This is a genomic window from Sodalis sp. RH19 (assembly GCF_047324215.1).
Classification (GTDB): Bacteria; Pseudomonadota; Gammaproteobacteria; order Enterobacterales; family Enterobacteriaceae; genus Acerihabitans.
This window is the reverse complement of sequence record NZ_CP178734.1, coordinates 2,983,456-2,995,957: the sequence shown is the minus strand read 5'-3', so window position 1 is coordinate 2,995,957 and position 12,502 is coordinate 2,983,456. Positions and strand designations below refer to the sequence as shown.

The 12,502-nt window shown below is 61.1% G+C and carries 11 protein-coding genes; 6 read left to right on the top strand and 5 right to left on the bottom strand.

What is annotated here, in order from left to right; all coding sequences use genetic code 11:
* Window positions 1-125 precede the first annotated feature (125 nt).
* On the top strand, window positions 126-1,121 hold the full coding sequence (pgl, locus tag ACL2XF_RS13570) for a 6-phosphogluconolactonase (RefSeq protein ID WP_410016013.1): 996 nt from the start codon (window positions 126-128) through the stop codon (window positions 1,119-1,121).
* 196 nt (window positions 1,122-1,317) lie between these two features.
* Here pgl and ACL2XF_RS13565 read toward each other — a convergent pair whose 3' ends face one another.
* The 4 genes from ACL2XF_RS13565 to bioA form a co-directional block, all read right to left on the bottom strand.
* A complete protein-coding gene (locus tag ACL2XF_RS13565) occupies window positions 1,318-1,800 on the bottom strand; it encodes a kinase inhibitor (RefSeq protein ID WP_410016012.1) in 483 nt (160 codons plus the stop codon).
* 12 nt (window positions 1,801-1,812) lie between these two features.
* Window positions 1,813-2,493, bottom strand: a complete 681-nt coding sequence (locus tag ACL2XF_RS13560) for a type 1 glutamine amidotransferase domain-containing protein (protein ID WP_410016011.1) — start codon at window positions 2,491-2,493, stop codon at window positions 1,813-1,815.
* Between the two features lie 55 nt (window positions 2,494-2,548).
* Window positions 2,549-3,592 carry an NADP-dependent oxidoreductase gene (locus tag ACL2XF_RS13555; RefSeq protein WP_410016010.1) on the bottom strand — a complete coding sequence of 348 codons (1,044 nt, stop codon included), beginning with the start codon at window positions 3,590-3,592 and terminating at the stop codon, window positions 2,549-2,551.
* 102 nt (window positions 3,593-3,694) lie between these two features.
* Window positions 3,695-4,981: an adenosylmethionine--8-amino-7-oxononanoate transaminase gene (gene bioA / locus ACL2XF_RS13550; RefSeq protein ID WP_410016009.1), complete on the bottom strand. Its 1,287-nt coding sequence runs from the start codon at window positions 4,979-4,981 to the stop codon at window positions 3,695-3,697.
* A 103-nt stretch (window positions 4,982-5,084) separates the two neighbouring features.
* On the opposite strand from bioA, the gene bioB reads away from it, so the two are divergent.
* Genes bioB through bioD form a run of 4 tightly spaced genes read left to right on the top strand, consistent with a single transcriptional unit; the run spans window position 5,085 to window position 8,761 of the window.
* Complete coding sequence (bioB, locus tag ACL2XF_RS13545) at window positions 5,085-6,122, top strand: biotin synthase BioB (RefSeq protein ID WP_410016008.1); 1,038 nt, start codon at window positions 5,085-5,087, stop codon at window positions 6,120-6,122.
* Entirely contained in the window at window positions 6,122-7,279 is a 1,158-nt protein-coding gene (gene bioF / locus ACL2XF_RS13540) for an 8-amino-7-oxononanoate synthase (protein WP_410016007.1), read from the top strand. Before bioB ends, bioF begins: the two co-directional genes overlap by 1 nt.
* Window positions 7,260-8,018 carry a malonyl-ACP O-methyltransferase BioC gene (gene bioC, locus ACL2XF_RS13535; RefSeq protein ID WP_410016006.1) on the top strand — a complete coding sequence of 253 codons (759 nt, stop codon included), beginning with the start codon at window positions 7,260-7,262 and terminating at the stop codon, window positions 8,016-8,018. The genes bioF and bioC overlap by 20 nt, the downstream gene beginning before the upstream one ends.
* A 5-nt stretch (window positions 8,019-8,023) precedes the next feature.
* Window positions 8,024-8,761 carry a dethiobiotin synthase gene (bioD, locus tag ACL2XF_RS13530; RefSeq protein ID WP_410016005.1) on the top strand — a complete coding sequence of 246 codons (738 nt, stop codon included), beginning with the start codon at window positions 8,024-8,026 and terminating at the stop codon, window positions 8,759-8,761.
* A gap of 114 nt (window positions 8,762-8,875) precedes the next feature.
* Here bioD and ACL2XF_RS13525 read toward each other — a convergent pair whose 3' ends face one another.
* Window positions 8,876-9,586, bottom strand: a complete 711-nt coding sequence (locus ACL2XF_RS13525) for an ATP-binding cassette domain-containing protein (RefSeq protein WP_410016004.1) — start codon at window positions 9,584-9,586, stop codon at window positions 8,876-8,878.
* Between the two features lie 894 nt (window positions 9,587-10,480).
* Here ACL2XF_RS13525 and uvrB point away from each other — a divergent pair.
* The gene (gene uvrB / locus ACL2XF_RS13520) at window positions 10,481-12,490 is read left to right on the top strand and encodes an excinuclease ABC subunit UvrB (protein WP_410016003.1); all 2,010 of its coding nucleotides are present in this window, start codon (window positions 10,481-10,483) and stop codon (window positions 12,488-12,490) included.
* Window positions 12,491-12,502 lie beyond the last annotated feature (12 nt).

The following is a 12,502-nucleotide window of genomic DNA, read 5'->3' as shown; positions in this document are numbered from 1 at the left end:
CCAGGTGACGAAAACCGTGAAAAATGTCGGTGGATAACAAACAACAACAGTGAGATGCTAACCGGAGAGCCCATTATTCACCTATTATCAATGCTCAAGGCGCTAATGCGAATAAAGGAGAACCCATGAAGCAGATCGTCTATGTTGCCAGTCCCGAAAGTCAGCAGCTGCATGTCTGGCAAATGGATCAGGAGGGCCAGTTGAGCCTGCTGCAGGTGGTTGACACCCCGGGGCAGGGACAGCCGATGGCGATAAACCCGGCTAAAACCCATCTCTACCTCGGCGTGCGTCCTGATTTTGGTGTCGTCAGTTACCACATCGATGAACAGGGCCTGTTGACCGAGGCCGCTATGGCGCCGCTGCCCGGAAGCCCCACCCATCTGAGCACCGATCGCCAGGGGCGTTTTCTGTTCTGCGCCTCCTACAGCAAAAGCTGCGTCAGCGTCAGCCCCATCGATGAAAACGGCATCGCCGGCGCGCCGCTGCAGGTATTGGACGACCTGGTTAATTGCCATTCCGCCAATGTCGATCCGACCAACCGGATTTTATGGGTGCCTTGCCTGAAGGAAGATCGCATCCGCCTGTTTGATATCGCGGCCTCGGGCCAACTGCAGCCGCGCCGGCCCGAGGCGGTGAACACGGTCAGCGGCGCCGGACCGCGCCACATGGTGTTCCATCCCCACCGCCCCTATGCCTACTGCCTCAATGAGCTGAACAGCTCGGTCAACGTCTATGCCCTGGATGATGCGGGAAACACGCCGCGTATTATCCAGACGCTGGATCTGATGCCGCCGGGATTCGCCGATACCCGCTGGGCGGCGGATATCCATATCACCCCGGACGGACGTTACCTGTTCGGCTGCGATCGCACCGCCAGCGTCATCACCCGTTTTGCGGTATCGGAAGACGGCAGCACCCTGGATGTGCTGGGCTACCAGCCCACCGAAACCCAGCCGCGCGGCTTTAATATCGATGCCGCAGGCCGCTTCCTGGTCGCCGCTGGGCAGAAATCGGGGCATATCGGAGTCTATCGCATCGAAGGCGATACCGGCGGGTTAACGCCGCTGGCGCGCTACCCGGTGGGGCAGGGACCGATGTGGGTGTCGATCCTCGAACGCTAATCCCAGCGTGTTGAAGACAGCGTGCCCCATGGCGCGGCAGTCCCGTTAACACCGCACCTAAGGCCGACGTGTTCAAGGGAGAGCGCGCCAATGGGGTGGAATCGGGCGTGGTTTTTCGCCCGACCGAGGCCCCATGGCGCGGCAGGCCCGCCAGCCCTGAACCCAAAGCAGGCCTGTTCAAGGGAGCACGCGCCCGCTAATTATATGTGACGGTCAGCGACGCCTTGCCCAATGAATGGAAATGCACGTTAAACCCCACCACTGCGCCGCTGGCGTGCTCATCCACCTCAATGCTCTCAACGTCCAGCGCGTGTACGCTAAACTGATAACGATGGGTATCGCCCTGCGGCGGCGCCGCGCCGCCATAACCCGCTTTACCGAAATCGGTACGACACTGTACCGCCCCGGCCGGCAGGTTCACCAGCCCGGACCCGGCCCCCTGCGGCAGCGCCCGGGTATCGGCCGGCAGATTGGCCACCAGCCAATGCCACCAGCCGGAGCCGGTAGGCGCATCGGGATCGTAAACGGTAATCACAAAACTCTTGGTTCCCTCGGGCGCGCCGTCCCAGGCCAGATGAGGCGAGATATTCTCGCCGCTATAGCCCATGCCGTTAAACACATGGCGCTCAGGCATCTTTTCGCCATCCCGCAGATCGTTACTGCGTAACGTAAAAGCCATATCCGCTCCTTATCAGCAATTTAGCAATTTTAATACATTCTGCGCAGTGGCCGCCGACGAGCCGGGATTCTGGCCGGTGACCAGATGGCCGTCTATAACCGACAATGACTGCCAATCGTCGACCTTCTGGTAATCGCCGCCCAGCCGTTTAAGCTCATCCTCCACCAGGAACGGCACCACCTTGGTTAACTGCACCGCTTCTTCCTCGCTATTGCTAAAACCGGTTACCCGTTTCCCCGCCACCAGTGGGGTGCCGTCCGGCTTTTTAACATGGCGCAAGACGCCGGGCGCATGGCAGACAGCGCCTACCGGTTTACCGGCGGCAAAGGTATTTTCAATCAGGGCAATCGAATGCCGATCTTCCGCCAGATCCCACAGCGGGCCATGGCCGCCGGGATAAAATACCGCGTCAAAATCCGCCGCGTCCAACGTATCGAGTTTCACCGTATTCGCCAAGGCCTGCTGGGCCGCGCGATCGGTACGGAAACGCTCGGTATCCTGGGTCTGGGCGTCGGCGTCGTCACTTTTGGGATCAAGCGGCGGCTGTCCGCCCTTGGGCGAGGCCAGGGTAATCTCGATACCTGCGTCGTGGAAAATATAATACGGTGCCACCAGCTCTTCGAGCCAGAAACCGGTGGGCTTGCCGGTATCGCCCAATTTATCGTGCGAAGTCAGGACTATTGCAACTTTCATCGATTATCTCCGTCGTTGGGTCATCGTAATAAGAAGGGGCGTTCAAGTAAAAACGCTATGGCCGATCGCTACCCACCCGCACCACCAGCTTGCCGAAGTTCTTGCCCTCCAACAAGCCGATAAAGGCCTGCGGCGCTTGCTCCAGCCCATCGACGATGTCCTCGCGCATCCGCACCTTGCCTTCGCTCACCCAAGGCCCCATCGCCTGGATAAATTCGTCGTAACGGTGGCCGTAGTCCAGGGTAATGATATACCCCTGCATCCGTATGCGTTTGCGCAACAGCAGCGCCTGTAAATAGGGCAGGCGATCCTTGCCGTCGGGCAAGTTTTGCATATTGTAGTTGGCAATCAGCCCGCACAATGGGATACGGGCGGAGGTATTGAGCAGTGGCAGCACCGCATCGAACACCGCGCCGCCGACGTTCTCGAAATAAATATCGATGCCGTCCGGGCAGGCCCGCGCCAGCTGGCCGGCGAAATCCGCGTCGCGGCGATCGAGGCAGACGTCAAATCCCAGCGTCTCCACCGCGTAGCGGCATTTATCCTTGCCGCCGGCGATACCCACCGTGCGGCAGCCCTTCAGCCGCGCCACCTGGCCGACCACCGAGCCTACCGCGCCGCTGGCGGCGGCCACCACCAGTGTTTCGCCGGCTTTAGGCTGGCCGATATCCATCAGGCCCATATAGGCGGTAAAACCGGGCATACCCAGCACGCCCAGCGCCCATGAGGGATGCTCCAGAAGATCGCCCTGAAGCTTTTTTACGTCGCTGCCGTCGGTCAGGGCATAATCCTGCCAGCCGCTGTAGCTCAGCACCCACTCACCGGGCACAAAATCAGGATGGTTGCTGGCCTCGACGCGCGCCACCGTACCGGCGCCCATCACCGCGTCCAGCGCCACCGGCGCCGAGTAGGATTCGGCGTCGTTCATCCGCCCGCGCATATAGGGATCGAGCGACAAATAAACGGTGCGCAGCAGCACCTGACCCGCGCCCGGCTGCGGTACCGCGGCGGTTTCCAGACGGAAATTATCCGGCACCGGCGCGCCCGCCGGACGGGAGGCCAGGACAATGCGCCGGTTGATGTGTTTATTCTGGTTCATCTGATTTCCCTGTTTTCTTGTTTAAAGACATCAGGCCAAGTGTTGATCATAGTGCATGGTCCCTTAGCCTGCTCAGCCGGCCGCCCTTATCATCAGGGGCACTCAGGCGGAAAAATGGGCCGGTTCGTCCAGCGACGCGGCAAGCGCGCTTATCAGCTGGGACAGCTGTCGTTCTGGCATAATATAGGGCGGCATCAGATAAATTAAGCGGCCAAACGGGCGGATCCACACGCCGCGGTCGACAAAAAAGCGCTGCAGCGCCGCCATATTAACCGGCGAACACGTTTCAACCACGCCGATGGCGCCCAGCACCCGCGCATCGATCACCTGCGGATGGTCACGCAACGGCAGCAGCCCCGCCTGCAGTTGCCGTTCAATCGCCGCCACCTGCGCCGGCCAATCGCCTTGTTCCAGCAGCGCCAGGCTGGCGTTGGCGGCGGCGCAGGCCAGCGGATTGGCCATAAAAGTCGGGCCATGCATAAAACAGCCCGCCTCGCCGTTGCTGATGGTATCGGCTACCGCGCGGGTGGCCAGGGTGGCGGACAGGGTCAGGTAACCGCCGGTCAACGCTTTGCCCAGGCACATGATATCCGGCGCGACGCCGGCATGCTCACAGGCGAACAGCTTGCCGGTGCGGCCGAAACCGGTGGCAATCTCATCGGCGATCAGCAGCGTATCGTAGCGATCGCACAGTTCACGCACCCGCCGCAGGTAGGTGGGATGATAAAATCGCATGCCCCCGGCGCCCTGCACTATGGGTTCCAGGATCACCGCCGCCGGCCGTTCCCCGCCGGCCAGCAGGGCGGCAAGCTCATCGGCATCCTCTTCCCGCCACGCTTCGCCAAAACGGCACTGCGGCGCCGCGACAAAAGAATGTTGCGGCAGGTAACCCTGGTATAGCCGGTGCATGGACGTCTGCGGATCGCACACCGACATGGCGCCGAAGGTATCGCCATGATAGCCCCGGCGCAGGGTCACCAGGTGTTTGCGGCGCTCGCCCCGCGCCTGCCAGTATTGCAGCGCCATCTTAATCGCCACCTCCACCGCCACCGAGCCGGAATCCGCCAGGAATACACATTCCAGAGGCGCGGGCGTCATGGCGACCAGGCGACGGCAAAGCGCCACGGCCTGCGGGTGGGTAACGCCGCCGAACATCACGTGGGACATCTCCTGCAGCTGTGCGGCTACCGCCTGGTTGATGGCCGGATGGTTATAGCCATGGATCGCCGCCCACCAGGAGGACATGCCGTCCACCAGCCGGCGGCCGTCGGCAAGCTCCAGCTCGCAGCCCGCGGCGGCGACGACCGGATACACCGGAAGCGGGTGGGTCATGGAGGTATAGGGATGCCAGATATGGCGTTGGTCGAAAATCAGATCGTCGGCAATCATCAATGAGTTGTAAACCGGAATAGAGAATATTTGGTTGACAGTATAACGGCTTGACTTACACTAGCGAAACTATTTTAAGCCGGTAACGCGAGACGATAACCCCATGCAACATAACCCGCGCTGGACATTGCAGCAGGCCCAGGCTTTGTTTGCCAAACCCTTTATGGATCTTATGTTTGAAGCGCAGACCGTTCACCGCCAGCACTTCGATCCCCATCAAATCCAGGTCAGCACGCTGCTGTCGATCAAAACCGGCGCCTGTCCGGAGGATTGCAAATACTGCCCGCAAAGCGCCCGGTATAATACCGGCCTGGCGGCGGAGCAGCTGATGCAGGTGGAACAGGTGCTGACGTCGGCGCAAAAGGCCAAGGCCGCCGGCTCCACCCGGTTTTGCATGGGCGCGGCCTGGAAAAACCCCCGCGATCGCGATATGCCCTATCTGGAGCAAATGGTGCAGGGCGTCAAGGCCATGGGCATGGAAACCTGCATGACCCTGGGCATGCTCAGCGAAACGCAGGCGCAACGGCTGGCGGCCGCCGGCCTGGATTTCTACAATCATAACCTGGATACGTCGCCGGAATTCTACGGTTCGATCATCACCACCCGTACCTACCAGGATCGCTTGGATACCCTGGATAAAGTGCGCGGCGCGGGCATCAAGGTCTGCTCGGGCGGCATCGTCGGCCTGGGTGAAACCATCGCCGATCGCGCCGGCCTGCTGGTGCAGCTGGCCAACCTGCCGGAGCCGCCGGAAAGCGTGCCGATCAATATGCTGGTTAAGGTCAAGGGAACGCCGCTGGCGGAAAATGATGAAGTCGACGCGTTCGATTTTATCCGTACCATCGCGGTGGCGCGGATCATGATGCCCCGCTCCCATGTACGCCTGTCCGCCGGGCGCGAGCAGATGAGCGAGCAGACCCAGGCGCTGTGCTTTATGGCGGGCGCCAATTCCATTTTTTACGGCTGCAAGCTGCTGACCACGCCCAATCCCGGGGAGGATCAGGATCTGGCGCTGTTTCGCAAACTCGGCCTTAATCCGCAGCACCACCACACCGACGCGGGAGATAACCGGCGCCAGCAGCAGCTGGCAGCACAGCTGCTGGCGGCCGATACGCCGCAATTTTACAACGCGGCGCGCTGATGGACTGGGCTGACAAAATCGATCGGGGCCTGCGCGAGCGGCAACAGGCCGATGCCTACCGCAAGCGCCGGGCCGTCGCCGACGGCAATCACCGGCTGCTGGAATACCAGGGGCGCCGCTATCTGAATTTTTCCAGCAACGACTACCTGGGCCTGGCCCGCGATGCGCGCCTGGTCGCCGCCTGGCGCCACGGCGCGGCGCGCCACGGCGTAGGCAGCGGCGGCTCCGGCCATGTCACCGGCCACAGCGCGTGCCACGAGGCGCTGGAGCAACGGCTGGCCGCCTGGCTGGGCTACGAGCGCGCGCTGTTGTTTACCTCCGGCTATGCCGCCAACCAAGGGGCGATCTGCGCGCTGGCGGGCAAGGACGATCAGATCCTGGCGGATAAACTCAGCCATGCCTCCCTGCTGGAAGCCGCGTCGCATGCGCCGGCACAGCTGCGCCGTTTCCAGCATAATGACGCCGGTTCCCTGGCGCGGCTGGCGCAAACCTCGTGCCCGGGCGTGCGGCTGGCCGTCACCGAGGGCGTATTCAGCATGGACGGCGACGGCGCGCCGCTGGCCGCCTTGCACCAGGTTATGGGCGACACCGGCGGCTGGCTGCTGGTTGACGATGCCCATGGCTTCGGCGTCCTCGGCGAGCAGGGCAGGGGCAGCGCCTGGGCGCAGGGGTGCCATCCGGAACTGCTGGTGGTGACCTTCGGTAAAGCCGCCGGCGTGGGCGGCGCGGCGATATTATGCGCGCAGCCGGTGGCGGAATATCTGCTGCAGTTTGCCCGCCATCTTATCTACAGCACCGCCTTGCCCCCGGCCCAGGTGTGCGCTATCGACGCGTCCCTGGACGCCATCATCGCCGGTGATGCGCTTCGCGCCCGCCTGCAACGCAATATCGACCGGTTCCGCCAGGGCGCCGCCGGGCTGGGTTACCCGCTCGGCCGATCGGACACCGCTATCCAGCCGCTGCTGGTGGGGGATAATCAGTTGGCGCTGCGCCTCAGCGCCAGCCTGCGCGAACAAGGCTGCTGGCTTACCGCCATCCGGCCGCCAACGGTGCCGCCGGGCGGCGCCCGGCTGCGCATCACCCTCACCGCCGCGCATCAGGATGCGGATATCGATAAATTACTGGAGGCCCTGGATCATGCACACCGATGCGCATAAAGCGGGCATCGCCCGCGCCTTTAGCCGCGCAGCGGTGGGGTACGAACGCCATGCCGCCCTGCAGCGGGACAGCGGCGAACGTTTGATGGCGCTGCTGGGCGAACAGCCGGGGCGCCGCCTGCTGGATGCCGGCTGCGGCACCGGCTGGTTCAGCCGCCGCTGGCAGGAGGCCGGCAGCCGGGTGGTGGCGCTGGATCTCTCGCCCGCCATGCTCGCCGAGGCGCGGCGTAACCTATCGGCCGCGGCCTACCTGGCCGGCGATATCGAACGTTTGCCGCTGGCCGACGCCTGTGTGGACATCTGCTTTTCCAACCTGGCGGTACAGTGGTGTGACGACCTGCCCCGGGTACTGGCGGAGTTTTATCGGGTCACCCGCCCTGGCGGCCTGATTGCCCTTTCCACGCTGGCCGAGGGATCGCTTGGGGAATTGCAGCAGGCCTGGTCGCAGGTGGACCAGGCGGTCCATATCAACCGCTTCCTGACGGCCGGGGCGATCGAGCGGGCGTTTTCGCCGTACCGCCACCGGCTGAGCGCGGCGCGCCATACCCTGCATTATCCGCATCTGTCGGCGCTGCTGCACGGCCTGAAAGGCGTGGGCGCAGGTTACCTGCGTGACGGACGCACCCCCGGGCTGACCGGGCGGCAGCGTCTTGTACGTCTGGACGCGGCATGGCAACGGCAATCGGCGGGTTTGCCGCTGAGTTATCAGCTGATCTACGGCCTGATCTATCGGGACTGATTATCATGACGAAACGTTTTTTTATTACCGGCACCGATACCGATATCGGTAAAACCCTGGCTACCTGCGCCTTGCTACAGGCGGCGAAACGGGCCGGATGGCGCGCCGCGGGCTATAAGCCGGTAGCCGCCGGCTGCCGGCAGACCGCCGACGGCGCGCGCAACGACGACGCGCTGGCGTTGCTGGCCGACAGCGGCATCAGCCTGCCCTATGCGCAGGTCAATCCGCTGGCCCTGCTGGCGGCGACCTCGCCCCACCTTGCCTGTAGGGATGAGGGCCGCACCCTTGATCCGGCCGTCATGTCGCAGGGATTGGACCGACTGGTGCGCCAGGCGCAGTGGGTGTTTGTCGAGGGCGCGGGGGGATGGTACACCCCGCTTGGCGACACCCTGACCTTTGACCAATGGGTGGCGGCCGAGCGTCTGCCGGTGATCCTGGTGGTCGGGCTGAAGCTCGGATGCATTAACCATGCGCTGTTGACGGCGCTGGCGATACGCCAGTGCGGACTGCCCCTGGCGGGGTGGATCGCCAACGATCTCTCGCCAGCGCCGCACCGGCGGGCCGACTACCTGGCGACGCTGTGCCAGCGGCTCGATGCGCCGCTGTTGGGTGAAATACCCTGGCTGGCGGATCCGGGCACGGCTGCGCTTGCGGACTATATCGATCTTGGGCCATTGCTGGCGCGGCACGGCGCGCAGGGGGACGTTAGCGGTACGGACGGGAATGGGGAAGGCAGGAGATGACAAGCACCGCCGGGACGTTAATGGCGCTGAATGTCCCGGCCGTGGGAAAAAACCGCATGATAGCTTGCTGTGAAATGAGGCATAAACCGGCGTCTTATATTCGTCATTGATCTTTTATACGGCAAGATAGGTCTGGATAAGGCTTTCATCCAGCTGATCCAGCGTACCCTGTGCGACGTTACATCCGCCTTCCAGTAAACAAAACCGATCGCCGATGGCCGGCGTAAAGGGCAACTGCTGTTCCACCACCAGCAGCGTCAGGCCGAAATCGCGCTGCAGCCGCCGGATATTAACGCCTATCTCCTCCACGACCGACGGCTGGAAACCCCCGGTAGGCTCATCCAGGATCAGCAGTTCCGGTTCCAGCACCAGCGCGCGGGCAATGGCCAGCTGCTGTTGCCCGCTTTCCGTTAAATCCCCGGCGCGCTGATGGCGCATATTGTGCAGTCCCGGAAACAATTCGTACACCATCGGGGGAACCTGGCGGGTTTTATTGCGGCCCGCCAAGAGGGCGACGCGCAGGTTCTCATCCACGCTCAGCTGCGAAAAGACCTGGCGGCCCTGGGGCACATAACCGATCCCCAGCGCCGCGCGCCGCTCCACCGGATGCTGAAGTAAGTTCAGTTCCGCCTCTCCGGCCTGTTGCCAGGTTACGGTGCCGCTTGAGACCGGCAGATGACCCATGATACAGTTGATTAAAGTGGTCTTGCCGACGCCGTTGCGTCCCAAGACATAGGTACAGTGGCCGGCGGGCAGTTCCATGCTGATGTCCCGCAAGATCTGCTTTGACCCAAAAAACTGATTCACCGCGTGCAAACGTAACATAAGAATCCTTCCTCCCTCTTTTCACTGTTATTTCACATTCATGATGGACGGTATCCTGTCGCTTGCGACTCACGGCTATCCGCCAGGCTTTAGCTCTTGCCAAATTTAGCAAGCAACTATCAGGCCAATCTTGGCGCAGCCGCGCACGAGAGGGGGAGGGGGGAGCATCGGGGCGGGGCGAGGGTACGCCGGCACAGCGAATCCGGGTAGGGCCCGTTGCAACCACGGCCTTTTGCCCGCTCACGGTGCCGGGAAAGTTTTCCATGGTGCAATTCAATAATCCGCGGCTAAACAAGCACTATACCGGTGCGTTAGCGGCTATTTTTGGCTAAAGACATTGACGCATTTGCTGGCAGGCATTAGTCCTTTTTGGCATAAGAAAAGTCTTATTGCAGATGAAAAATAGCTAAAAAAAGCCTCATTTGTCATTTGCCTGTCATCAATGTCGGCATTGCGGAACTCACGCCGCCAGCGGGGCGGTAAGACTTATCCACTATTCCTGTGGATAACCGTGTGCATTAGGTTTAGAAAAGCCCGGCTAGACGAGAGCGGGCGCGGCCTCGTGGAGATTTGCCTGTATTCTCCACGTTTTTTTTAAATGTTATAAATACAAACGCTTAATTAAAATCAAGCGAATTTATAGGAGGCGCATCACCGATGTGTCAAATTGCATCATTAGGTGCCTCTTTATTAATTTCATAACGATTTGTAATAAAATCACCCCTGGTACGATCCTGTCGGATCGAACCGTACCGGCCGATGGGTCAATACTCTTGCACCCTTGAGCGGATAGCGTATTATAATACTGGTTTTGTATCCAGTGCTATCGCGCTGGTAAAATCGCCGCTCTGTTTCCATACTCAAACATGTTCCTCAGCAGGTAGCCCACGAGATATGAGTAAAGCGTTTAAACTGCAGTCAAGTTTCAAGCCGTCCGGCGATCAGCCGGAGGCGATACGTCGTCTGGAGGAAGGCTTGCTGGACGGCCTGGCCCATCAAACGCTGCTGGGGGTAACCGGTTCAGGCAAAACCTTTACCGTGGCCAATGTGATTGCCGATCTGAACCGGCCCACCATGGTGCTGGCGCCCAACAAGACGCTGGCCGCCCAGCTGTATGGGGAAATGAAGGCGTTTTTCCCGGATAACGCGGTGGAATACTTTGTTTCCTATTACGACTATTACCAGCCGGAAGCCTACGTGCCCAGTTCGGATACCTTTATCGAGAAAGACGCCTCGGTGAACGAGCATATCGAGCAGATGCGCTTATCCGCCACCAAGGCCCTGCTGGAGCGGCGCGATGTGATTGTGGTGGCGTCGGTTTCCGCCATCTACGGCCTCGGCGATCCGGACGCCTATCTCAAGATGATGCTGCATCTGACGCGCGGCATGATTATCGATCAGCGCTCTATCCTGCGCCGTTTGTCGGAACTGCAATACACCCGCAACGATCAGGCGTTTCAGCGCGGCACGTTCCGCGTGCGCGGCGAAGTCATCGATATCTTCCCGGCGGAATCCGATGAAGTAGCGCTGCGGGTGGAGCTGTTTGACGACGAAGTCGAGCGCCTGTCGCTGTTTGATCCGCTGACCGGCCAGGTGGATCAGGTGGTTCCGCGCTACACCATCTATCCGAAGACCCACTATGTCACGCCGCGCGAACGCTTGCTGCAGGCGATGGAAGATATCAAGGTCGAACTGGCGGATCGCCGCAAGAACCTGCTGGAAAATAATAAGCTGCTAGAAGAGCAGCGCCTGTCGCAGCGCACGCAGTTTGATTTGGAAATGATGAACGAGCTGGGTTATTGCTCCGGGATTGAAAACTACTCACGCTTTCTTTCCGGACGCGGGCCGGGCGAGCCGCCGCCCACGCTGTTCGATTACCTGCCCGCCGACGGGCTTTTGATCGTTGATGAATCCCATGTCACGATACCGCAAATCGGCGGCATGTACCGCGGCGACCGCGCCCGTAAGGAAACCCTGGTGGAGTACGGCTTTCGGCTGCCCTCCGCCCTGGATAACCGGCCGATGAAATTTGAGGAATTCGCCGCGCTGGCGCCCCAGACCATTTATGTCTCGGCGACGCCGGGCAAATATGAACTGGAAATGTGCGGGGGCGACGTGGTCGATCAGCTGGTGCGGCCGACCGGCCTGCTCGATCCGCTGATCGAAGTGCGCCCTGTCACCACCCAGGTGGACGATCTGCTCTCCGAGATCCGTAAACGGGTCTTGATCAACGAGAGGGTACTGGTCACCACCCTGACGAAACGCATGGCGGAAGATTTAACCGAATATCTTGAGGAGCACGGCGAGCGCGTGCGTTATCTGCATTCGGATATCGAAACCGTGGAGCGCGTCGAGATTATCCGCGACTTACGCCTGGGCGAATTTGACGTGCTGGTGGGCATCAACCTGCTGCGCGAAGGGCTCGATATGCCGGAAGTCTCCCTGGTGGCCATCCTGGACGCCGACAAAGAGGGATTCCTGCGCTCCGAGCGCTCGCTTATCCAGACCATTGGCCGCGCCGCGCGCAACCTTAACGGCAAAGCGATCCTGTACGGCGATAAAATTACCCCGTCCATGGCCCGCGCCATTGATGAAACCGAGCGCAGGCGCGTCAAGCAGCACGCCTATAACCAGGAACACGGCATTATTCCCCAGGCGCTCAATAAATCGGTGGCGGATATTATGGAGTTGGGCCAGTCGCCGGCCCACGCCAAGCAGAAAAAACGCAAGGCAATGGAAGCGGCGGCCCATTACGGCGACATGACGCCCAAGGCGCTGGACAAAAAAATCACCGAGCTGGAAGCAAAAATGCAGGCGCACGCGCAAAATCTGGAGTTCGAGGAAGCGGCCAGCGTGCGCGACGAAATCCACGCGCTGCGCGAGCATTTTATCGCCATATCCTGATCGGCCGCGCCG